24 protein-coding genes and 1 other annotated feature are annotated in these 24,999 nt (G+C 31.3%); all 24 genes read right to left on the reverse strand.

What is annotated here, in order from left to right; genetic code table 11:
• Positions 1-780 carry a tryptophan synthase subunit alpha gene (trpA, locus tag N5B56_RS09815; protein WP_260978826.1) on the reverse strand — a complete coding sequence of 260 codons (780 nt, stop codon included), beginning with the start codon at positions 778-780 and terminating at the stop codon, positions 1-3.
• Positions 773-1,957 carry a tryptophan synthase subunit beta gene (trpB, locus tag N5B56_RS09820; RefSeq protein WP_260978827.1) on the reverse strand — a complete coding sequence of 395 codons (1,185 nt, stop codon included), beginning with the start codon at positions 1,955-1,957 and terminating at the stop codon, positions 773-775. Before trpB ends, trpA begins: the two co-directional genes overlap by 8 nt.
• Positions 1,958-2,134: 177 nt before the next feature.
• Positions 2,135-2,389, reverse strand: a binding site (T-box leader).
• A 101-nt stretch (positions 2,390-2,490) separates the two neighbouring features.
• On the reverse strand, positions 2,491-3,186 hold the full coding sequence (locus tag N5B56_RS09825) for a SanA/YdcF family protein (RefSeq protein ID WP_260978828.1): 696 nt from the start codon (positions 3,184-3,186) through the stop codon (positions 2,491-2,493).
• Positions 3,187-3,196: 10 nt separating this feature from the next.
• Positions 3,197-4,642 carry a response regulator transcription factor gene (locus N5B56_RS09830; protein WP_260978829.1) on the reverse strand — a complete coding sequence of 482 codons (1,446 nt, stop codon included), beginning with the start codon at positions 4,640-4,642 and terminating at the stop codon, positions 3,197-3,199.
• A 3-nt stretch (positions 4,643-4,645) separates the two neighbouring features.
• Positions 4,646-5,737: a sensor histidine kinase gene (locus N5B56_RS09835; protein ID WP_022089576.1), complete on the reverse strand. Its 1,092-nt coding sequence runs from the start codon at positions 5,735-5,737 to the stop codon at positions 4,646-4,648.
• A 17-nt stretch (positions 5,738-5,754) separates the two neighbouring features.
• The gene (locus N5B56_RS09840) at positions 5,755-6,936 is read right to left on the reverse strand and encodes a ribonuclease E/G (protein WP_260978830.1); all 1,182 of its coding nucleotides are present in this window, start codon (positions 6,934-6,936) and stop codon (positions 5,755-5,757) included.
• A complete protein-coding gene (locus tag N5B56_RS09845; protein WP_260978831.1) occupies positions 6,929-7,606 on the reverse strand; it encodes a TIGR03936 family radical SAM-associated protein in 678 nt (225 codons plus the stop codon). Before N5B56_RS09845 ends, N5B56_RS09840 begins: the two co-directional genes overlap by 8 nt.
• Complete coding sequence (locus tag N5B56_RS09850; protein WP_147585894.1) at positions 7,590-9,458, reverse strand: TIGR03960 family B12-binding radical SAM protein; 1,869 nt, start codon at positions 9,456-9,458, stop codon at positions 7,590-7,592. The genes N5B56_RS09845 and N5B56_RS09850 overlap by 17 nt, the downstream gene beginning before the upstream one ends.
• 9 nt (positions 9,459-9,467) lie before the next feature.
• Positions 9,468-10,106, reverse strand: a complete 639-nt coding sequence (locus tag N5B56_RS09855) for an HAD family hydrolase (protein ID WP_117909348.1) — start codon at positions 10,104-10,106, stop codon at positions 9,468-9,470.
• A gap of 303 nt (positions 10,107-10,409) precedes the next feature.
• The gene (gene hisIE / locus N5B56_RS09860) at positions 10,410-11,678 is read right to left on the reverse strand and encodes a bifunctional phosphoribosyl-AMP cyclohydrolase/phosphoribosyl-ATP diphosphatase HisIE (protein ID WP_260978832.1); all 1,269 of its coding nucleotides are present in this window, start codon (positions 11,676-11,678) and stop codon (positions 10,410-10,412) included.
• A 3-nt stretch (positions 11,679-11,681) separates the two neighbouring features.
• Positions 11,682-12,269 (reverse strand): imidazoleglycerol-phosphate dehydratase HisB, encoded by a 588-nt coding sequence (hisB, locus tag N5B56_RS09865; protein WP_117909346.1) that lies wholly within the window; start codon positions 12,267-12,269, stop codon positions 11,682-11,684.
• 22 nt (positions 12,270-12,291) lie between these two features.
• Positions 12,292-13,599, reverse strand: a complete 1,308-nt coding sequence (gene hisD, locus N5B56_RS09870; protein WP_260978833.1) for a histidinol dehydrogenase — start codon at positions 13,597-13,599, stop codon at positions 12,292-12,294.
• 61 nt (positions 13,600-13,660) lie between these two features.
• The gene (gene hisG / locus N5B56_RS09875; protein ID WP_022089568.1) at positions 13,661-14,299 is read right to left on the reverse strand and encodes an ATP phosphoribosyltransferase; all 639 of its coding nucleotides are present in this window, start codon (positions 14,297-14,299) and stop codon (positions 13,661-13,663) included.
• A gap of 13 nt (positions 14,300-14,312) precedes the next feature.
• Positions 14,313-15,518, reverse strand: a complete 1,206-nt coding sequence (gene hisZ, locus N5B56_RS09880; protein ID WP_260978834.1) for an ATP phosphoribosyltransferase regulatory subunit — start codon at positions 15,516-15,518, stop codon at positions 14,313-14,315.
• 90 nt (positions 15,519-15,608) lie between these two features.
• Positions 15,609-16,145, reverse strand: a complete 537-nt coding sequence (locus N5B56_RS09885; protein WP_260978835.1) for a Holliday junction resolvase RecU — start codon at positions 16,143-16,145, stop codon at positions 15,609-15,611.
• A gap of 10 nt (positions 16,146-16,155) precedes the next feature.
• A complete protein-coding gene (locus N5B56_RS09890; protein ID WP_118565078.1) occupies positions 16,156-17,142 on the reverse strand; it encodes an RluA family pseudouridine synthase in 987 nt (328 codons plus the stop codon).
• 131 nt (positions 17,143-17,273) lie between these two features.
• Positions 17,274-18,047 carry an SDR family NAD(P)-dependent oxidoreductase gene (locus N5B56_RS09895; RefSeq protein WP_260978836.1) on the reverse strand — a complete coding sequence of 258 codons (774 nt, stop codon included), beginning with the start codon at positions 18,045-18,047 and terminating at the stop codon, positions 17,274-17,276.
• The gene (locus N5B56_RS09900; RefSeq protein ID WP_260978837.1) at positions 18,044-18,754 is read right to left on the reverse strand and encodes a pseudouridine synthase; all 711 of its coding nucleotides are present in this window, start codon (positions 18,752-18,754) and stop codon (positions 18,044-18,046) included. The genes N5B56_RS09895 and N5B56_RS09900 overlap by 4 nt, the downstream gene beginning before the upstream one ends.
• Before the next feature lie 284 nt (positions 18,755-19,038).
• Positions 19,039-19,461, reverse strand: coding sequence for a cupin domain-containing protein (locus tag N5B56_RS09905; RefSeq protein WP_117909340.1), 423 nt, complete (start codon positions 19,459-19,461; stop codon positions 19,039-19,041).
• A 142-nt stretch (positions 19,462-19,603) separates the two neighbouring features.
• Complete coding sequence (locus tag N5B56_RS09910; RefSeq protein WP_022089561.1) at positions 19,604-19,978, reverse strand: RidA family protein; 375 nt, start codon at positions 19,976-19,978, stop codon at positions 19,604-19,606.
• Between the two features lie 146 nt (positions 19,979-20,124).
• A complete protein-coding gene (locus tag N5B56_RS09915) occupies positions 20,125-22,074 on the reverse strand; it encodes an ABC transporter ATP-binding protein (protein ID WP_260978838.1) in 1,950 nt (649 codons plus the stop codon).
• Entirely contained in the window at positions 22,074-23,843 is a 1,770-nt protein-coding gene (locus N5B56_RS09920) for an ABC transporter ATP-binding protein (protein ID WP_260978839.1), read from the reverse strand. The genes N5B56_RS09915 and N5B56_RS09920 overlap by 1 nt, the downstream gene beginning before the upstream one ends.
• Before the next feature lie 10 nt (positions 23,844-23,853).
• Entirely contained in the window at positions 23,854-24,273 is a 420-nt protein-coding gene (locus N5B56_RS09925; protein WP_260978840.1) for a MarR family winged helix-turn-helix transcriptional regulator, read from the reverse strand.
• Positions 24,274-24,358: 85 nt separating this feature from the next.
• Entirely contained in the window at positions 24,359-24,940 is a 582-nt protein-coding gene (gene coaE, locus N5B56_RS09930) for a dephospho-CoA kinase (protein WP_260978841.1), read from the reverse strand.
• Positions 24,941-24,999 lie beyond the last annotated feature (59 nt).

Raw genomic sequence — 24,999 nt, forward strand, 5'->3', positions numbered from 1 at the left:
TTAATTAGCTTTCATTACAGCTTCTTTCATGCTTTTTACATATTCATTTATATATGGAAGACAATCTTTTCCATATTTAGCTACAATTTTTACAATGGCACTTCCAACAATTGCACCATCGGAATATTTAGCTACGTATTCTGCCTGCTCAGGCGTTGCTATACCAAATCCAAAAGCACATGGAACATCAGTTGTTTCACGAACTAATTTTACCATTCCTCCTAAATCAGTATTAATATCACTTCTTACACCTGTTACTCCTAACGATGAAACACAGTATATAAATCCTGTTGCTTCCTTTGCTATCATTTTAATTCTGTCATGAGATGCCGGTGCAATTAATGAAATTATATCTACATCATGATTTTTACATTCATCTGCTATTTCATCTTTTTCTTCGTATGGCAAATCAGGAATAATTAATCCCTGTATTCCACATTCATTACATCTGTCCAAAAATTTGTCGACGTCATATGCGTAAATTGGATTAATGTAAGTTAAAAATACTAATGGTACCGAGACTTCATCTTTTATATCTTTTAATGCGTCAAACAATTTATCGGTTGTACATCCATTTGCCAACGCTCTCTCATTTGCCTCCTGAATAATAGGGCCTTCTGCAATTGGATCGGAAAATGGTATTCCGATTTCAATTAAATCTGCCCCTGCTTTTTCCATTTCTTTAATGATTTTCTTAGTTGTATCTAAATCAGGATCTCCGCCTGTTACAAATGCAATAAATACTTTTCCATTTTCAAATGCTTCATGTATCTTACTCATAAATCTCTACTCCTCTATATCTTGCTATTGCTGCTACGTCCTTATCTCCACGTCCGGAAACATTAACTACAATTATTTTGTCTTTATCTAAAGTTGGTGCATACTTCATTGCATATGCAATTGCATGTGAACTTTCAATTGCCGGAATTATGCCTTCTGTTCTTGATAAATATTCAAATGCATTAACTGCTTCATCGTCAGTTATTGAAACATACTGTGCACGACCTGTTTCATTTAGCATTGCATGTTCCGGTCCGATTCCGGGGTAATCAAGTCCTGCAGAAATTGAATAAACAGGTGCAATCTGACCATATTTATCCTGGCAGAACAATGATTTCATTCCATGGAAAATTCCCATTGCTCCATTTGCAACAGATGCTGCGTTTTTAGGAGTATCAACACCAAGCCCTGCAGCTTCACAGCCAATTAATTTAACAGATTTATCTTCTATAAAATTATAAAAAGCTCCCATTGCATTTGAACCTCCACCTACGCAGGCAATTACTGCATCAGGAAGTTTTCCTTCTTTTTCCATTAACTGTTCTTTTATTTCTTTGCTGATTACACTCTGGAAATCACGTACAATTGTTGGAAATGGATGCGGTCCCATTACTGAACCTAAAACATACAATGTGTCATCAACACGTCTTGTCCATTCTCTCATTGCTTCATTTACTGCGTCTTTTAATGTCATTGTTCCCGATACTACAGGATGTACCTTAGCACCTAAAAGTTCCATTCTAAAACAGTTTAAAGCCTGACGCTCTGTGTCTACTTTTCCCATATAGATTTCACATTCCATTCCCATAAGTGCAGCAGCTGTAGCTGTTGCAACGCCATGCTGACCTGCTCCTGTTTCAGCAATAACTCTTGTTTTACCCATTTTCTTAGCTAAAAGAACCTGACCTAAAACATTGTTTATCTTATGAGAACCTGTATGATTCAAATCTTCTCTCTTTAAATAGATTTTTGCCCCACCTAAATCCTTTGTCATTTTTTCTGCATAGTATAACAAAGATGGTCTTCCCGCATAATTTTTCATTAAGCCATCAAGTTCCTTTACAAATTCAGGATCATTTTTGTAATGCTCATATGCTTCTTCAACTTCTTTAACTGCATTCATTAATGTTTCAGGAATATACTGTCCTCCAAATTCTCCAAATCTTCCTTTTTTCATAGTGTCTCCTTTCCAATTGACTGCCTGAAAGAATTAGCCATCTTTCATACAGAATCGGTACGTTTCAAGTAAAAATGTACATCCATTAAAGATTCCCTCTTTTATCGAGTCACATTATTCTTTTTAGCGATACATTATTTCATAAAAGAAATTTAAAATAAAAAAAGCTTCTGTCCCAAAAGGGACAAAAGCTATAAATTCATAAACTTCTGCGGTACCACCCAAATTAATGTGTATCACATTCACTCATTCACATACCAACATATGCTACTTCCTATAACGGTGAAGATCCGTCAGCACTACTTCCATAATATCCGGTTTCGAACTGCCCTCACAAGTCCATTCATTACCTTAGATTTATTGTCTCACACCAAACGACAACTCTCTGAAAAATCGTCCCGATAACTACTTACCCTTGCTCATCGGTTTATTAATTTGTGTTAATTTTATGCATTGTTTATACATTTGTCAAGTTACACTTATTTATATTTTAAAATATTGTAAATTTTCACGAAATTATTTGTGCAAATATGCTATTTATCATTTGTAATATCTCCGCTATCTTCAAGAGAAATCTTATCGCCTAAATAAGTTGGTTCGGGTTTATATATCAATTTAAAGAAATCTTTTGCTCTGGCAATCCACTCTCTAAATACACGATATTTTTGCTTAGCCAGATAATCTCTTTTATCTGCAGACACGCCATATGCTTTAATCCCTAATTTTTTCGCTATATATAACGCTCTGGTCAAATGATATTTTTGACTTACAATAACGATTTTTTTTACGCCAAATATTTCTTTAGCTCTATACATAGAATCATATGTTGAAAATCCGGCATGATCCATGAAGATGTCATCTGATGGAATTCCATCATTTATAGCATAATCTTTCATTGTATTAACTTCATCATAAGAAACTCTTCCATGGTCTCCTGACATAATTATTTTGGGCGAAGCGTTAACATTATACAGTTCTTCAGACGTCAAAATTCTATCTTCAAGCATCCAAGTAGGTTTTCCACTTGGTGCAACACCTGCTCCAAGTACTAAAATACAGTCTGCATCCATATCTTTGCATTCGTCTACACTAAGAATTTTTGATGATGTTACTGATTTCATATATATGTTAATTACTGCAATAACTATTACTATAAGTGCAATTATTATAAACATCACAATAATTAATCTTAAAAATATTTTTCTTAATAGTATTTTCCTATTTCCCATAACTGCTCCTTTAGCCTAAATTATTTCGATATTGTGACGGTGTAAGTCCTGTGATAGCCTTAAATGTTTTCATGAAATGTTTCTCATGTTCATAACCGACAGCCTGAGATATTTCATTTATTTTCATATCTGTATCAGTTAATAACTTTTTAGCTTCTCCAATTCTGATATCCTTTAAATAGTTTACAAAATTTGTTCCTGTATACTGTTTAAATGTAAAAGAAAATAAAGAATAGTTCATGGAAACATAATTTGACACTACAGCCATATTTAAATCAGTTGCGTAATTTTCCTGAATATATTTAATTGCATTTTTTATTTTGATATTTGCCTTATGCTCATCAATATCTGTACTTACAAGTTCATCAAAGCCTCTAATCCAGCGTTTGACAACTTCCATATATTCATCTATTGTCTGAAAACTATAAATATCTGATAATTCCATAATATCATCTTCTCCAACTTTAAGAGTGTTCTGATACACTTTAATAGTTGTATTAAGAATTATTTCCATTTGTTCTTTAAATTCATTTATGTAATATTTTCTGGCTTTAACACCATCAACAAATGATTCTAACTGTTCAATAGCTTCATCTAATTTATTTGAACAGATAAGATTAGCTGTCTGCATCATAAATTTAACACCATATTCATATTCTTCATCAGGTTTACTAAACTTGGCTGCATCCACACGTTTAATCATAGTTTCAAATGCGGTTTTTCTCATTGTTGCTGCTTCATGATATGCCTGTCGCAAATCTAAAAGATTATAATATACATTGCTTATTCCGATGTAATAATTATCAAATGATTTTAGAACTTCATCTTTATACTCTGAATCTACGATTAAAATGTTAAGAGAATCCTTACCTTCAAGATAATAATATTTTCCATCCATTTCATCATCAATTTCACTTTCAGGGCAGCTAAAGCAACAAACCACAAAGTTTTTTACCTGAAAATACGCTCTTGCCATTTCAGTTATACTTTGCATTTCCTTATGAGTAACATTATCGTATATCATCATATACTGCATCTGCTGATATACTACCTGCCTCTGCTTTTCATAAGATTCTTTTTCCTCAGTAATTATGTCATCAAATTTTTTCAAAACCTTTGCCAGCTTGTCTCTGTCAACAGGCTTCAATATGTATTCGTTTACACCATTTCTCATCATTTCAACTGCATAGTCAAATTCATCAAATCCACTTATAGCTGCAATCAATGGCTTTTTTGTCATTTTCTGGATTTCTTTTACTAATGAAATTCCGTCCATTTTTGGCATCCTAATATCCGTAAACATAACATCTACATTTTGTTTTTCTAATATTTCCAGAGCAGCTAATCCATTATTACATTCAATTATTTCTTCTACATCAACACCCGAACGTAAAACCATGGACTTAATACCCTGTCTTATCAGTTTTTCATCTTCAACAATCATTAATGTCTTCATATGCTACTGCTTCCTCTCTAACGGTAATTGAATAACCACTTTAGTAAATAACCCTTTCTTTGAGAAAATATCTATTCCGTACTCTTTTCCAAAGAACATCTGAATTCGTTCATTTACGTTCCTTAGCGCACGACCATGCTCCTTTGAATCATCTTCATGGGGCAAATATAGATTAACTTTAATCTCTTTCAATTTTTCCTCGTCCATACCTTTACCGGCATCAGAAACTTCTATTGCCAGAATATTTTTTTCTACAATATCATATACCTTTATATAAATTGAAGTATCTTCAGCCATATCCTCTATACCGTGGTATACTGAATTCTCAACAATTGGCTGCAAAGTCATTTTTGGAATTTCAATATCCATATATTGTTCCGGAATATTTAGCGAAAGATATATTTCATAATCAAATCTTAAATTTAAAAGATTTAAATATGTCTGGACATATTCTAATTCTTCCCTTAATGTAACTAAACCCGAAGTCCATTTCATACTATATCTGAACATCTGACCAAGTGATGTTATTGCATCAGATATTTCATAATCACCTTTTATCTCCGCCATCATCTTTATGCTTTCCAAGACATTATACATAAAATGAGCATTAATCTGATTTTGTAGTGATTTAATCTCAACATTCTTCATTAACAGCTGCTTTTTAACATTTTCTTTATTAAGCTGCTCTATATGATCTACCATATCGTTAATCTGATGCCCTAGCATAGCAATCTCGTCATCTCCATCTTCAGGCACATGCATATTATTTGTAGATGAAATTTCATTGAAATTAGCAGAAAGTTTTCTAAATCTCTGAAAAATTTTAAAAATAAGCATTGAAACTGAAATAAACAGCGCTGAAGACATTATAAAGATTATGGCTATATATCCACATTCTTTTGAGTTCAAATCATTGTCCATAAGTAACATAATCATGACCACACATATACATATGTATATTATCAAAATCCACCAAAACGTTTTCATGAACATTGATTTATATTTTTTTTCTTTTTTATTATTTAGATAACTTTCTATATCATTTATATCTTCTAAATCATCTAAATCTATGTTTTCATGCTTTTCTTCTTTCATATTTTCCTCATAACATATTATTTCTGAATTATTTCGTATAAAGATTTTTTTCCTTTTTTTCTTGTAATTTCCATCAATCCTAACTTTGTAATATCAACTGCAATGCATCTTGAATAATCATATTTAAGAATTTCATTCATCTTGTTAAGTAATATCTGTTCATTTTCCTTATTTCGCATTGAAATAAAATCAACAATAATAATTCCCGAAATATTTCTGATTTTCAACTGTCTGACAACTTCATGCGCAGCCTCAATATTTATCTTATAAAATGTTTCTTCTTTATTTGATTTCAGTTCAGCTTTTCCCGTGTTTACATCAATTACAGTCAATGCTTCTGTCGGCTCTATGATCAGATATGCTCCAGAATTTAACCATACTTTTTTATTTATTCCGGACATAAGATGCTTTTCCAATGAATAGCATTTGAATAAAGGCAAATCTCTATTATAAAATTTACAGTTAATTTTGTTTTTTGAAAGTTCATCGAAAATCTGTTTCTTATCAGTAATAACAATTCCATTTTCTTTATCGATAAATTCCTGACATTCTTTTGTTAAGATTGACTCATTTTCTTTAACTATAGATTTTCCTTTTAAATGCATAGCTTTGTTTTTTATTTCTTCAAGCTGATTTATCAGATCTATGATTTCGCCTTCAATCATTTGTTCTTTTGCATCTTTTGCTGATGTTCTGGCAATAAAACCATATTCATCGTTTTTATACTTATCAAGTATTCTTGTTAGCTGATTTCTTGTTGTCTTGTCCTGAATTTTTTTAGAAATACTTATATTAGTATTTCCAACTGTAAGTACACAGTATTTTCCCGTCAGATTGATATTTGATGTTAGTGAATAATCTTTAGTTTTAATTTTATCTCCAGACACCTGAACTAAAATTTTGTCACCCTGGCATACTTTATTGTTATTTTTTACATTTAAGAAAAATGGGGAATTATCATTCAAAGAATAATATCCCTTCAAGCCATTTCCAAATTCAATAAATGCTGCATTTATATTTTTTACTACGTCTTTTACATATCCAATATAAATATTACCAACAACAGACTCGCTATCCATATAAGTTATTCTTTGTAACTTTTCTTTATAAAAATAAAATCCCAATAATTTGTCATTATAAAAATCAGATAAAATCAATTTTGATTCTGACTCATTTGTTAAACCATCAGTACTACTCAATTGTCTCTCCTATTTCATCTAAAGGAACTAATTTATCATCCACCATACAATACATTTCCTCTCTTTGGTATGTAATTAATGACGGAATATCTTTTTGCAAATAATTAAACAATGATGAAACAACTAAATCCGGTTTAAGGTTAGAAGCACTACCTTGAGCAACTTTCATAAACAACCCTTCGTCCGTTAGTTTTAGTTCATATATCCACGGTTTAATATCAATTTCTTTCTCACTTTTTTTCGTTTTCTTTAAAACAACTATTTCCGGCTGACTTAAATATACTACCAAATCATCTTTAGTTAATAATTTGTTAAGTCCTAATGCCGTATAATCTGCTCCAGCAATGATTGCCATACAATTCTTTGCGTTATCATCAAGTAACTTATATTTTAAAACTTCAATTCCTTCTACATTAGCCTCGTTAATACGTTTTATCATTTCATTAGAACTATCTGTAGAGTTAACTTCAATATCAAAATATTCACCATTGCTTACTATACCAACTCCAAGCGGTGCTGCAAAAGACATTTTCTGATGCGGTGAAAATCCTTCCGAATAACAAATATCAACATTTGCTCTACGCATAACTTTTTGAAAATATCTCATCGTGTCAAGATGTCCAATAAATTTCATGTGTCCCTGTTTAGAGAATTTAATTCTTATTTTCATAACATATTCCTCCTCCAAATGAGTTTGCACCACATCCCGAACATCTTGTCATGCAGTTTGGTGTAACCTTTTGTGCCTGTGAATTATGGTATTCACGAAGCAAAAATTCTTTTGTAATTCCCGCATCTATAAAATCCCACGGGAATATTTCATCCTCACTTCTTTGTCTGCTTATATAGAAGTCCAAATCCACATTCGTTTCTTCAATAGCCTCTTTCCATTTTTCAAAATCAAAACTTTCAGACCATGAATCATATAGACAGCCTTTTTTATATGCTGATAATAATGTCTTTGATAATTTTCTGTCTCCTCTTGCAAAAAGACCTTCTAATACACTTACATCAGCTTCATGCCAATTATATTTAAGGCTTTTTCTGTTGAGCATAGATTTCATCTTGTCATTAACAATTTTAGCTTTATCTAAGAATTCAGGAATAGTGTTCATTGGAGACCATTGAAAAGCTGTAAATGGTTTTGGCACAAAAAATGATGTGCTTGCCGTAATCTGGCATTTTCCAATACGTTCTTCTTTTGGAACAGTAGCATAATATTCTTCTGCAATCTCTTCGCAAAGTTCCATTATTCCTTCTATATCATCTGTTGTTTCACCGGGAAGTCCTAACATAAAATATAATTTTACTTTATTCCATCCTGCTTTAAATGCAAGTCTTGAACCATTAAGTATATCTTCTTTTGTAAGTCCTTTATTTATTACATTTCTCATTCTCTGAGTTCCTGCTTCAGGTGCAAATGTAAGCGAACTTTTCTTTACATCCTGAACTTTACTCATTATGTCGAGCGCAAATGAATCAATTCTAAGTGACGGTAATGAAATATTTATATTTTTTTCTTTAAATTCATCAATTAGGAAATTAACTATTCCCTTTAACTGTGAATAATCACTTGTACTCAATGAGCTTAATGAAATTTCCTCATGACCTGTTGATTCAATCATCTTTCGTGCAGTATCTTTTAATTTTTCAAGACTTTTCTCTCTTACAGGTCTGTAAACCTGACCCGCCTGACAAAATCTACATCCTCTTGAGCAGCCTCTCATAACTTCAAGTACAACTCTATCCTGTGTTGCTTTAATAAAAGGAACTAAAGGCTTAGTCGGATAATATACTTCATTCATATCAAGAACTATATCTTTTCTAACCTTATCCCTTGCATTCTCATTATTTTTTATCATTTCTTTAATTGTTCCATCTTCGTTGTATGTAACATCATAAAACTGTGGAACATATATACATGATAAATGGGCTGCTTTTTCTAAAAATTCTTTTCTCGAACCACCATTTTTTTTATTTTCTTTATAAATATCTAATAACTCATCATATTGAGTTTCGCCCTCACCAATGTAGAACATATCAAAGAAGTTTGCAATTGGTTCCGGATTGTATGAGCATGGGCCTCCTCCAATAACAATAGGGTCGTCCTCTCCACGCTCTGTAGCAATTAAAGGAATTTTAGATAAATCTAAAATCTGTAAAATGTTTGTATAACACATTTCATATTGTAATGTTATACCTAAAAAATCGAAATTTTTTATAGGTTCCTGACTTTCAATTGCAAATAACGGAATATCTTTTTCCCTCATTATTTTATCCAAATCAAGCCATGGAGAATAAACTCTCTCGCAATAAGTATCTTCACGTCTATTAAACATGTCGTAAAGAATCTGTATTCCTAAATGTGACATTCCAATCTCATATACATCAGGAAAGCACATTGCAAATCGTATATCCACTTTTTTTGGATCCTTTACAATCATATTAACTTCATTTCCAATATATCTTGCCGGCTTATCTACCTGCAATAAAATCTCATCTGATAATGCTAATTTTTTCAAAAATCTATCCTACTTTTCTACTAATTTGTCTATTAAATCAGGCAATTCATTTAATCCCTGAATTTCTTCTTCATCACCATCTATATTTCCGAATCCGTATGCTGCAAATATAAATGGGATTCCAGCTGCCATTGTTGCATCATAATCGCCTTGTGTATCTCCAACATAAAATGCTTTATCAAGATTATTTCTTTCAATTACTAATCTAATATTGTCAGCTTTTGGCTTCCCTGTTCTTCCCGGATTTTCAAAATCAGTTACATATTCTCCTAAATCTGTAACCTTTAAAAATGCCTCTATATATCCAGCCTGACAGTTGCTGACAATATAAACGCTATATTTTTCATTTAATTTCTTAAATATATCTTTAATGTCAGGGTACAACACTCCTGAATGTGTAAGTAAATATTCATTTTCGTACTCGCAACATTCCTGCAAAATCTTGTAGCGACGTTCTACAGGTATATTTGGTAAAAGATTATCAGCAATTGTTTCCATAAGCTTACCCATCTGCTGTTCTAACTCTTTAGTTGTTAGTCTTAAATCAATGTCATCATATCTCTCAAAGACAACATTCCATGACTCTGCTATCTGCTTTGTAGCATTCCATAAAGTGCCATCTAAATCAAATATAATTCCTGTCTTCATTTTTTTGCTCCATTTCTTATACTATTATGAATAACTGACCCCAAAACATTCGATTAATTTTTATTGTAGCATTAGAAAAACATTTATATTTCTTTAGTAATTTAATACAATAAAATCATTTTTACTCATATTAATATAATACTATATCACCAAAAATTTTACAACTACAGTTATCCTAATGGGTCGAATTCTGTTAAACATAAGTTGATTATTTAAACTATCTATTATCATAATTATTATAAAAACAAAAGAACCACCCTTAAGCAGTTCTTTTTGTAAATAAATATATAAATATTATATCCATTATCTTCGTGATAATTCCTTAGTGATTTCTTTCCATGTAACTCCCTTTTCAGCCATTAATACCATTACATGATATAAAAAGTCAGATATTTCATATTTAACTTCCTGTGGATCCGGATTTTTTGCTGCAATTACAATTTCAGTTGCTTCTTCTCCGACTTTCTTTAATATCTTATCAATTCCCTTATCAAATAAGTAATTAGTATATGAACCTTCTTTAGGATTTACCTTTCTGTCTAAAATTGTCTTATATACATCTTCAAATACATGAATTGGATTTGATTCATCAAACTCTTTCTTAACAAGTTCATTAAAGAAGCATGTGTCTGCTCCTGTATGACACGGAACTCCAACCTGATGTACTTTAGCTAACATTGTATCTAAATCACAATCCATAGACAATTCCTTTACATACTGGAAATTACCGGATGTTAATCCTTTTACCCATATTTCATTACGGCTTCTGCTAAAATATGTCATTTTTCCCGTCTTAATTGTAAGATTAAATGCCTCTTCATTCATATATGCAAGCATTAATACCTTATCAGTCTTATAGTCCTGAACAATTACAGGAATCATTCCATCACTATTAGTCTTAAATTTGTCAAATGTAATCTTTGATTCTAAAACATCAACTTTTACATCTTCATCCTTTAACTGAGCCTTGAAATTCATATAATCAAATGCCTCATCTAATCCTGCATGTGAAACACCATACACTTTTTCTTCTTTTGCAAATGAAATAATATCCTCAAAACTATACATACAGTCATAAGCTAAAACCCTTATGCCATATCCTAAAGCTTCTCTTGCACAATTATTTGCAATAATAAGAGATGCTCCATCATATTTTAATGTTTTTATTTTGTTCATATCAAAAGTACTGTCTATCATTACAGCAATCTTGTCACTTCCAAATCTTTCAGAAGCCTCAGATACTAATTCAAGATTACTTTCTTTATTTCCGTCTAAAATCGCTTTCTTAGCACCTGTATATATGTATTTCTTTACATCTTCAAGTCTTTTAATATTTCCGCCAACTAATATCGGAATATCCACCGCATCAGCAATAGAAACCATTGTTCCAATATTGTTATCATGTTGAGAATCTGTTTCTGATATATCAAAAATAATTAATTCATCAGCTCCTCTGTTATTATACAAAGTTGCAAGTGCTACTGCATCTCCGTCACCAACAATTTCCATTGTATTTTTATTTACGACCTTTCCATCTTTTAAATAAATGGAAGGAATAATTCTAAAACTCATTTATTATAAACTTCCTTTCGTAGATAGTACATCTTCAATTCTTTCATCAATCATTGTTGCATTGTCCAGTGATTTGGAAAATGCTTTAAAAATCCCTTCAATCATATGGTGATTATTACCGGATTCAAGCATTTTTATATGTAAATTCATTCCTACAGCATATGCTATGGCATGGAAAAATTCTTTTACCATTTCAGTATCAAATTCGCCAACTTTATCTACTGTAAATTCAGCATCAAAATTTAAATAAGGTCTTCCTGACAAATCAAGCGAACATAGCACCAAAGATTCATCCATCGGTAAAATTACAGAGCCATATCTTTTGATTGATTTTTTATCTCCAAGTGCCTGTTTTATGGCAATACCAAGAGCAATTCCCGTATCCTCAATTGTATGATGGCAATCAACAAATAAGTCTCCCTTAACTTTTACATCTAAATCAAATAAACCATGTCTTGCAAAATTATTAAGCATATGGTCAAAAAAGCCAATTCCTGTATCAATATTAGCTTTTCCCTTTCCATCTATATTAAATGTAATATCAATCTGAGTTTCATTTGTCTTTCTGCTGTAAGTACCTACTCTGTTCATATACCGCTACCTTCCTTATATTTTATATTTCATCATTTTCATCGAATCTTACACGGATAGAATTTGCATGAGCTGTTAATCCTTCAGCCTTTGCAAACTTCTGAATATCTTCGCTTATAGGTTCTAATGCCTGTCTTGAATATGAAATAATACTTGATTTCTTAACAAAATCATCAACACTAAGTGGCGAGAAGAATTTTGCTGTTCCATTAGTCGGTAAAACATGGTTTGGTCCTGCAAAATAATCTCCAAGTGGTTCTGAGCTATATTCTCCAAGGAAAATAGCCCCTGCATTTCTAATTTTTGTCATTACATCAAACGGATTTTTAGTAACAATTTCTAAATGTTCACTTGCAATATCATTTGCAACAGAAATTGCTTCATCTAATGTATCAACAACTAAAATATATCCAAAATTATCTAATGATTTTTCAAGTATTGCTTTTCTTGATAATTTAGAAACAAACATATCTGTATATTCTGATACTTTTTTTGCCAAATCCATACTTGTTGTCACTAAAATTGCTGACGCTAATTCATCATGTTCTGCCTGTGAAAGCAAATCTGCAGCAACATATCTTGGATTTGATGTTTCATCTGCTAACACAAGGATTTCACTTGGTCCTGCAACGCTGTCAATACTTACATAACCAAATACTGCCTTTTTAGCAAGAGCAACATAAATATTTCCAGGGCCTACAATTTTATCAACCTTAGGAATGCTTTCAGTTCCAAATGCCAAAGCAGCAATCGCCTGTGCTCCACCTACTTTATAAATTACATCTACACCTGCTTCATTTGCAGCTACGAGTGTTCCGGGATTAACTTTTCCATCTTTTCCCGGAGGTGTTACCATATATATTCTGTCAACACCGGCAACCTTTGCAGGAATAATGTTCATTAATACAGATGATGGATATGCTGCCTTTCCACCAGGTACATATACACCTACTTTTTCAAGTGCAGTAACTTTCTGACCTAAAATTGTTCCATCAGGCTTGCTGTCAAACCAACTGTATTGACGCTGTTTTTCATGATATTCCCTTATATTTTTAATTGCTTTTCTAATAACATCTACTAATTCAGAATTTTCAAGGAAATTATACGCTTCCTCAATTTCTTCCTTTGTTACCACGATATTATCTGCATTAATATCTGCCTTGTCAAATTTTGCTGTATATTCAAAAACAGCCTTGTCGCCATTTTCTTTAACATTATTAAGTATTTCATTTACACTGTCATTATAACTTCCGTAATTATTAGGACTTCTTTTAAGTAAATCAGTCAAAATATTTTTCTTAGAAGCTTCATCTAACTTTACAATACGCATAATTTCTTCTCCTTTTACCACATACTACTATACATCAAATTTACAATAATTTGTATAGGAATTATTTAATATTAGCCCTCAAATCCTTTATGATTTTTCTAATTCTTTCATCTTCCATCTTCATGCTTACTTGGTTAACAACCATTCTTGCTGATAAAGGACAAACTTTTTCTAATACAGTAAGTCCATTTTCTTTTAATGTTGTACCTGTTTCTACAATATCAACTATTACTTCTGATAAACCAACAATAGGCGCAAGTTCTACTGAACCATTAAGTTTAATAATTTCAACTGTCTGATGTTTTTTATTATAGAAATAATCTTTTGCAATATTTGGATATTTTGAAGCGACTCTTATCATTCCATGATTTTTTAATAAATCTCTCGCAGATTCAGGACCACATACACACATGTTGCATTTTCCAAATCCTAAATCTAATACTTCGTACAATTTTCTTCCTTCTTCAAGAATTGTGTCTGCTCCTACAATTCCTATATCAGCAGCTCCATATTCAACGTATGTAGGTACATCGCTCGCCTTGCTTAAGAAGAATTTTAATTTTAATTCTTCATTTACAAAAATAAGCTTACGTGTTTTTTCGTCTTTCATTTCTTCACATTCAATACCTATATCTTCAAACATTTTCATTGCTGTTTTAGCTAATCTTCCTTTTGCAAGGGCAAATGTTAAATATCTCATTTTATTTAATCTCCTATAATTCCTTTACACCATCTTTAGATACATATGTTACATTTACAGCTCCGTCTTCTTTTTTGAATTCAACATACTCATCAATTGAAATATTTTCTTTCTTAGGAATAAGCTCTGTCTTAATACCTTTTTCCCTAAGACCTGTAGCAAGCTGCAATGCTGTCTTTCTAAGTTCTGTATCATATATTAACACTTCATATACATAATCTGTATCACCTTCCATTTTCTGGCTGCTCATAGCCATAAGGAGCTGATCCATATATACTGCAAATCCTATAGCTGCGCTATCTTTCCCAAACTGACTTAATAGTTTATCATAGCGGCCACCTGCAACAATTGCATCTCCTGTTCCATATGTGTATGCCTTAAAAATAATTCCTGTATAATAATTAAAATTGCTAAGCATTCCTAAATCAAATGAAATATAATCAGCAACTCCATAATCAACTAAAATAGAATATACTTCCTCTAATTTCTCAATTGCCTTTAATGATTTTTCGTTCGTTGCAAGTTCTTTTGCTTTATCAAGTACATCTGAACTTCCAAATAAAGAAGGCAATTTAAGAAATGTATCTTTTACGTTTGAAGTGATATCTTTAGAATCAAGTAATTCTTCAACACCGAAGAAATTCTTATTTTCAATTCTAACTCTAAGTTCTTCCTCAACATCATCTTCAAATCCACATTCTTCTAAAAGTCCCTTATAGAAGTCAACCTGACCAATTTCAACAAGAAATTTATCAAAGCCTGCACTCTTTAATGAATTTACAACAAGGGCAACCATTTCTGCATCAGCTTCAACTGAATCATCCCCGATTAGTTCACAACCAAGTTGTGTTATTTCCTTTAGTTTTCCCTGTAATTCTGAATTATTAATATATGTATTTGCGTTATAGCAAAGCTTAATAGGTACATTGACATCCATATAATTCTTTGCTGCAATTCTTGCTATTGATGGAGTAAGGTCAGGTCTTAATACCAAAGTATTTCCTTCCCTATCAAAAAACTTATATAAATTCTTTGATGGTACTGAACCTCTTTCCTTATTAAAAATATCAAAGAATTCAAATGTTGGTGTTTGAACATTATGGAATCCATATAAATTAAATATATTATTAATTTTATTTTCTATAGTTAACTTTCTTGCACACTCTTTTCCGTATACGTCTCTTACACCCTCTGGTGTGTGTAATAATTCTTTACTCATTTTTATCTTTCCTTTACACTTTAGTCTGCTAATGTGTTACCACGGTAGCACAGCAAATATAATACAATATATTTTTTTTCGTGTCAATGCCTATTCTTCTCTAGATTCGAGGTCAATATTAATCGTTTCTAAATAATGAACCAGTATACCCGGCGCAGATTTTATTTTATATTTCTTATCTATTTCATCAAATCTGAAACTTTTTCTTCCTCCATTTATACTTCTTTCATAAAATTTTTCTATATCACAGAAAGGAATATAGTACATTTCATTTTTATGACTATAAAATAATATAATAAAAGATACTCCTCCCTGTTTTTCAAAATCCTTCATGAATTTAACCTGATGTTCATGTATGTTCATCATCGGAAATGTATCTGTAGCACATTCTTTGGCATCAAAGCACACTGGTATTCCCTGCACGGCACCTATATAATCTACTGTACTTTGCTGATCAAAATATGCTAATGTTATATGTCTTGTCTGCTGATCAATTCTCACCGGAGTAATAGGTGTTGGGATTTTCTGAATTAAAGCCAGTCCTTTCTCTCTATAACTTTCATTAGACATATTTATCATATCCTCTAAAGTAGAGCCTCTAAGCCCACGTGTATTCCATGTTCCCATTTTCTCTCCTTTATAAATTTAATCCAATCTCACTAAATACATTTTCAAATAATTGGGGAATTTTAGCTTCGAATGTTTTTTGTTTAAGTTTTTTTAATTCATCCGGCATTTCATCAAATTTAAGTTGCCATGCGTGTAATAGTTGATATTTTACACCACATTTTTTTCTGAAAATTTCATTAATATCTGCTCTTCCATATTTGGTATCTCCTATTATAGGATGTCTAACGGATGCAAGATGCGCTCTTATCTGATGCGGTTTTCCCGTAATAAGTTTAACTTTCAAAATAGTATATTTGCCATTTGTTTTTAAACATTCATATTCTGTTTCTATATATGAACTTTCTTTCAATGGTTTATCGTATATTTTCACCTTGTTAGATTTAGAATCTTTTGTCAAATATCCTTTAATCTTTGTTTTTCCATTAATTTCTCCCGAAACGACTGTAATATAGTATTTGCCAAATGTTCTATCTTTTAACATATCCGACATCACCTGTAGTCCTAATAAACTTTTTCCTGCAATTAACAGACCGCTTGTATTTCTGTCTAGTCTGTTGCAAATGCCCGGCTTAAAAGTTTCTAATTCATTTTCACTAAGCTGTTTTGTATCTAGTAAATATTCGATTATATATTCATTCATTGAAATATCATTCTTCTTTGCTTTTTGGCTTAAAACGCCTGCCGGTTTATTTACTATAATTACATTTTCATCTTCGTAAACTACATCTAACGAAAATTTATGCGTTGCCTTGCCAGATGCTTCAATATTTTTTGAACTTCTAAACTTATCTATAGTTTCATCTGTCATAAATATTTTCACACAGTCTCCAACTGCAAGTTTGTCTTTTCCGTCAGATTTTTTATTGTTTAATGTAATATTCTTTTTTCTAAGCATCTTATACACAAAGCTGGCAGGTGCAGCGTTAAAATACTTAAAAAGTAACTTGTCAAAACGTTGCCCTGCCTCATTTTTATTTATAATTATTTCTCTCATTTTATCTCCTAATGCTGATAATCAGTCACGTTTTATGTTATAGCATTTTGATTAATATAAATTTTAACTATTATAAATTCTTTGCATTTTAATTTATCAATTATTCTTGTAACAATGACAAATTTAAATATTTATTTTTTCAATTTATGCATTAAATTCAATAATTCGATTATAAAACGATGTGGAACAACTTTGGCTAAAACTCTATAAGCTCTCATTGTCCTTCCATAAACTGAAATTTCTTTACATCTTATACTATCGTCTATTGCCTTACTTACAACTGCTTTCTGGTCAGCCATAAACAATTTCTTAAATGCATAAACATTTCCATATCTTTCTGCTTTATTAAAAAATGGAGTATTAACAGGTCCCGGACATACTGCAGTAACATATATTCCTAAATCTTTTAATTCTCCTCTTAAAGCCCTTGAAAAACTTAATACATATGACTTTGTTGCACAATAAACTGCAAATCCCGGTTGTGGATTAAATGCGCCTGCTGAAGCTAAATTTATAATTCTTGAATTAACAGCCATAAACGGAATACAATCATGTGTTAAAGAAGTTAAAGCTCTGCAGTTAACATCTATCATACTCAAATTATCATTGTATGAAATTCTGTCAAAATATCCAACCATTCCAAATCCGGCACAATTTACAAGCATCTTTACCTCCGGCTGTATATTGTTTAGCTCCTGTACAAGTGGAAACAATGCCTTTCTGGAATTAAAATCAGCAATAAAATTTCTTGTTTTTGTATGCATTTTCTTTTTTGTTTTTGCTAATTCCTCTTCATTTCTTCCGACAAGCCAATATTCGTCAATTGAATGTAATTTTTTGTCTAATTGTAATGCAAATTCTCTTCCCATTCCGGAAGATGCTCCTGTAATAATCACTATTCTCATACATTGCCTCCAATCTGCGCAATTTCCTGCGCTGTAAGTTCTCTATAATCGCCTAACATAAGTGTATCATCAAGTTTTAGTTTTCCCATTGATATACGTTTTAAATATATAACTTCCATACCTATGGCTTTAAACATTCTCTTAACCTGATGAAATTTACCCTCTGTTATTGTTAGCTCAATTTCTGAAATATCATCTGATTTTAAAATGTTTAATACCGCAGGCTTAGTTAATTTCTTTTCACCTATATCCAGTCCTTCTTTAAAAAGTTCAATATGCTCATTTTTCACTCTGCCATTAATCTTTGCATAATATGTTTTATCAATATGTTTTGTTGGTGAAGTAAGAATATGTGCTAGCTCACCATCATTCATGACAAGCAAAAGCCCTTCCGTATCCTTATCTAATCTACCAACAGGAAACAAACCTTTTGATATAGATGCGTCAAATAAATCCATTACTGTTCTATCTCTTGAATCTTTAACGGCAGTTACGACACCTGCCGGTTTATTAAGCATATAATATATATTTTTCTTATAAGCAATTGTTTTACCATTAACGGAAATTATATCCTTTGTTTCATCTATGTGCAGTTCCGGTTTTTTTATAATATCTCCGTTAACATCAACGCATCCTTTTCTGATATATTGTTTAACCTGACTGCGGCTGCCAATATTCATATCACACAAATATTTGTCTAGTCTCAACGCCCTACTCCCTTTTTAAATATATTTACTATTCTACCACTATTAAAGAAATCATGCTATTATGATTTTTATTTTTATATAAAATGTAATGTTTTTATGTAATCTATTATTATGTATACATATATATCTTTTAATAATTTTCAAGTTGTTTTTACATATGCATCAAAGTTGAGGAATTTTAACTTCGACATTATATATATATAAGCAAAAAACTGCTCCATATCGCTGACAGGAACAGTTTTTGCGTATAAATCAATATTTAATTTTTATTACATATAACAAAACTACTTATTTAATTTATAATAAATTTTCCTAACCTGTTCAATCTGTTCAGGTGTCATCTTTAATGTTGGAGAATTTATATTATCATCTGTATTAGAATTCTCTATAATGAGAACAGTACTTCCTTTCTCAGGTGTATGTGTGTGGAACGTTCCTCTCTTTACATTATATATTTTAAGTGGTTCCATCTTTATACCGTCTATTTCTGATATGACATCACCATTTCCACCTGTAAATAAAGTACATTCGCCTGCTAAAAGCACAAAAACCTCATCCGTTTCATCATGCTTTTGCATTTTATCTAAATTCTTAACTTCTAATTCTTCGCAATAACGAAGTTCTGCAACCCTCCATGACTGATATGTAATTAAAGGTAAATATCCTTCACCATCATAAGAGCACACATCTATCCATTCTTTTTTCATCGCTTCTCCTTCTCTACTTTTATATTTAATATGTTAGGGCCCAAGGCCCCAACTTTGATGCATGCGGTTTGTTCCGTGTTACGCACTCACACAATCCTATCTAATCATATTTTACAAATTATAAAGGCAGATTTTAATATAATTAATCTACAACTGCAATAACTTCTACTTCACAAAGAACATTTTTAGGAAGCTGCTTTACTGCTACACAACTTCTTGCAGGTTTTCCTGTAAAATATTTTTCATAAATTCCATTAAAAGTTGTAAAATCTTCCATATTTGCTAAGAAACATGTTGTTTTAATTGTGTTTTCATAATCTACACCGGCTGCATTTAAAATTGCCCCTAAATTTTTCATTACCTGAGTAGTCTGTTCTTCAATTGTTGTCCCAACAATTTCACCTGTTGCAGGATTTAATGCAATTTGTCCTGATGTATATAAAATTCCATTTGCAATAACTGCCTGTGAATAAGGTCCTATTGCTGCAGGGGCCTTGTCTGTGATAATCTTCTTCATGTTAAATTCCTCCTATAACTAATATGTATAGCCTCTTTTTATAAAAGACTAATTGTCGAAAACTTTCACAAAATTAAGTTTGTTGATTTTGTTTTCTAATTATATTTCTCTCAATAAATGCTATCAAATCGCATCTAAAAAGTCAATTATGCAAGTGCTTTATTTCCTGTGTAAAGTTGATAATATTTACCCTTTTGTTCAATTAGTTCATCATGAGTTCCTCTTTCAATAATTCGTCCCTGTTCAAGAACCATTATACAATCAGAATTTTTAACAGTCGACAATCTATGAGCAATAACAAATGTTGTTCGACCTTTCATTAATTTATCCATACCTTCCTGCACTAATTTTTCAGTTCGTGTATCAATTGAACTTGTAGCTTCGTCCAAAATTAATACCGGTGGGTCTGCAATTGCTGCTCTTGCAATTGCCAATAACTGTCGCTGCCCCTGTGATAAATTTGCTCCATCTCCAGTTAACATTGTGTCATATCCATTAGGAAGACTCATAATAAAATTATGTGCATTTGCAAGTTTTGCAGCAGACTCAATTTCTTCTTTTGTTGCGTCTAATTTACCAAAAGATATATTTTCAGCTACAGTACCTGTAAATAAATGTGTATCCTGTAATACAATTCCTAAAGAATGTCTTAAATCATCTTTTTTGATTTTATTTATATTTATGCCATCATATCTGATTTTTCCATCCTGAATATCATAAAATCTATTAATAAGATTTGTAATAGTTGTTTTACCGGCACCAGTTGAACCTACAAAAGCAATCTTTTGACCCGGTGTTGCAAACAAATCGACATTATGAAGAACAATTTTGTCATCGTTGTATCCAAAGTCAACATCGTCAAATACAACATCTCCTGTTAACTGTTTGTATTCTAATGTTCCGTCTGCCTTGTGAATATGTTTCCATGCCCAGATTCCTGTCTTTTCTTTTGCTTCAACAAGTTTATCGCCTTCGAATTTTGCATTTACTAATGTTACATAACCATTATCTGTTTCAGGTGTTTCATCTAGCAACTTAAATATTCTGTCAGCACCAGCTAATGCCATAACAATTGCATTTACCTGCTGACTGATCTGATTTATAGGCATTGAAAAATTCTTATTAAATGTAAGGAAACTTACTAATCCACCCAATGTTAATGCATTTCCTAAAAATGTAACTTTATTTATTGCTAAAAATCCACCTACAATCGCTGTCAATGCATAACTTACATTTCCAAGCTGAGCATTTATAGGCCCTAATATATTTGCAAATTTATTTGCATTATTAGCACTATTATATAGCTGATTATTTATTTCAACAAAATCGTTAATATTTATCTCTTCATGGTTGAATACTTTAACTACTTTCTGCCCTTCCATCATTTCTTCGATAAATCCATTAACTTTACCTATATCTTTTTGCTGCTTAATAAAATATTTACCACTAAGTCCTGCTGATTTTTTTGTTGCATATAACATAATCGCAATCATAATTAAAGTTACAATTGTTAAAGGTATACTTAATGCAACCATGCTGGCAAATACCGTAACAATTGTTATACCACTGTTTAAAAACTGTGGCATGCTCTGACTAATCATCTGTCTTAGAGTATCAATATCATTAGTATACATAGACATTATATCGCCATGTGAATGTGTATCAAAATATTTAATTGGAAGTTTTTCCATATGTTCAAACATCTGATTTCTCAAATTTCTCAATGTTCCCTGTGTAACATAAACCATTATTCTGTTGTATGCAAACGTAGATAATGCACCTATTCCATAAAATACAGCTACCTTTAACATTGCATACATAAGTGGTGTATAATTAGGGGCTCCGCCGGCGTTTAAAGTTTTAACCATTGGTATTATATAAATATCTATAAGATTTTTTGTAAACCATGTTCCCTGAACATTTGCTACTACACTAAGTACTATACAAATTGCAACAACTATAAGAGCTGCTCCATAAGATTTGAACAGCATACCAAATAATCGCTTCATAATAATTCCCGGATTATCAACCTTTGGCTTTGGTCCACGTCCTCTGCTTCCAGGTCCTCCTTTAAATTCTTTTACTTTTTCAGCCATTACTGTTCACCTCCGTTCTCATCAAAATCTCCGCTTCCTTCAGTCTGAGATTCATATACATCTTTATAAATTTCATTATTTTTAAGTAATTCTTCATGAGTTCCAAATCCATTAATTTCACCGTTTTCCATAACGATTATTTTATCTGCACTTTCAATACTTGAAATACGTTGTGCAATAATAAATTTTGTAGTATTTGGTATTTCCTGTGCAAATGCCTTTCTGATTTTTGCATCAGTTGCTGTATCAACAGCACTTGTTGAGTCATCTAATATAAGAATTTTAGGTTTCTTTAGCAACGCTCTTGCTATACAAATTCTTTGTTTCTGACCACCTGATACATTTGTACCTCCCTGCTCAATATATGTATTGTATTTTTCAGGAAACTTTTCAATAAATTCATCTGCGCAGGCAAGTTTACAAGCTGCTATACACTCTTGTTCAGTTGCATTTTCATCTCCCCAGCGAAGATTGTCTAAAATAGTTCCGCTAAACAATACATTTTTCTGCAAAACTACAGAAACCTCGTTTCGCAATGTATCTAAATCGTATTCTCTTACGTCTTTTCCACCAACTAAAACTTTTCCTTTGTTAACATCATATAAACGACATATAAGGTTAACAAGACTTGTTTTAGCACTACCTGTTCCACCGATAATACCTATTGTTTCTCCAGATTTAATATCTAAATTAATGTCTTTTAAAACATAGTTCTTACCATTTTCTTTGTATTTAAAATTAACATTGTCAAATTTTACACTTCCATCTTTTATTTCAAATATAGGATTTTGAGGGTTTGTAATGCTGCTCTTTTCGTCTAATACTTCTACAATACGTTTTGCACTTGCAGCACTCATTGTTACCATAACAAATACCATCGAAAGCATCATTAAACTCATAAGAATATTCATACAGTATGCAAGCAAACTTGTTAGTTCTCCTGTATCGAGCGTAGGATTTGCATTCACAATCATGTGTGCACCTACCCAGCTTATTAAAAGAATACATGTATACACTGTTATCTGCATTACAGGTGAATTATAAGAAATAATTGTTTCTGCTTTTACAAACATGTTATATACATTATTACTTGCCTTATGAAACTTATCTGTTTCATATTCTTCTCTTACATAAGCTTTAACTACACGAATTGCTGATACATTTTCCTGCACGCTTTCGTTTAAATCATCATATTTTCTAAAAACCTGTTTAAAATATTTATTTGCATTTAACATAATAAATACTAAAATAATTCCTAAAATTATAACTGCAATTAAATATATTGTTGCAATTCTTGGGCTTATGTAAAATGCCATTGCCATAGCACATATCATACTAAATGGTGCTCTAATACACATTCTAAGAATCATCTGATATGCATTCTGTACATTAGTAACATCCGTTGTCATTCTTGTTACAAGTCCTGATGTACTAAATTTGTCAATATTTGCAAATGAAAATGTCTGAATATTTCTAAACATTGCTTCACGCAAATTTTTAGCAAATCCTGTGGATGCCTTAGCACCTGTAATTCCTCCACCCATTCCTGCAATTAGACCTAATAATGCAAAAACAAACATTATTACACCCATCATTACAATATAATTAGTGTCACCTTTTCCATTATTTCCATTAATTCCATTATTAATAATTAAGCCCATAATAAATGGAATTAATGTTTCAAAAATTACTTCTCCAATCATAAATATAGGAGTTAATATTGAAGCCGTTTTATACTCTTTGACTTCCTGTAATAATCTTTTAATCATAACGTTCTCCTTAATCCTTTAAATTATCAATAGCCTTATTTAACAATCTGTAAAAAGTTTCCTTTTCTTCGTCAGTAAAGGATTTGACCACTCTGCTTTCCATAATTTCTCTTCCCTTTTCCATTTCATAACTTATATCCTCTGCTTTTTTTGTCAAAAATATATTCCTGCATCTTCGATTATCTTCATCTACAACAACTCTAACCAATCCTTTTTCCTGCATTCTTTTCAAAAGCCCAATAGTTGTAGAATGCTGAATATCAAGTTCATTCGAAATATCTTTTTGAGTTATTTTCATCTTGGGATTATCTTCTATGAAACGTAAAACACGCATTTGAGAAAAAGTCAGTCCGACTCTTTCAAGTTCCTGATTAAAATTTTGTTTGAATACTTTATCAAGTTTCTTAATTAATATTCCATAATGTTCCAAATTTTCACCTCATACTAAAAAATCTTACAACATGTAGCACGCTACATATTGTAAGATTTTTTCATCTTTAAGTCAATAATTTATTTTAACAAAATTGTGAAGAAAGTATGAAATCTATCTGTTCATGTGTTTCTTCTTCGCTATTAGAGTTGTCTATAAACTCATCTGAAACACGATTAAATTCTTCTTCGGACATTTGATTCATAATAACGTTTCTTGTCTTTTCTTCACTATATCCTCTGCTATCCATCAATCTCTTAATTCTTTTTTCTAAATCACAATAAACATACCATATTTCATCGCACATTTTATCAATACCACTTCCAATTAAGATAGCTGACTCAACAATAACAAGTTGATTTGAACTATTATTGATTCTGTCAGTTATTTCCTTAATTGTTCCCGGATGAGTAATATTGTTTAATGTCTCTAATTTTTTTGCATCATTAAATACAATTTTCGCGAGTTTTTTTCTGTCTATATTATCATCTTTATCTAGGCTCTCGGGAAATTCTCGTATCACCTTATTGTATACTTCATTTCCCTTTTCCATGATTTCTTTAGCCACCTTATCAGCTTCGATTATATAAGCATTGTATTTTTCTTTTAAATATGTGAGGACTGTAGACTTTCCACAGCCCACACCACCTACTATTCCTATTATCATTTATTTGTTTCCTTATTAGATGTATATTAAATACATTTTTTATTGTTATTTATAATTTT

It is taken from the genome of Eubacterium album (assembly GCF_025336545.1).
GTDB classification, from domain to species: Bacteria; Bacillota; Clostridia; order Lachnospirales; family Lachnospiraceae; genus Eubacterium_U; species Eubacterium_U album.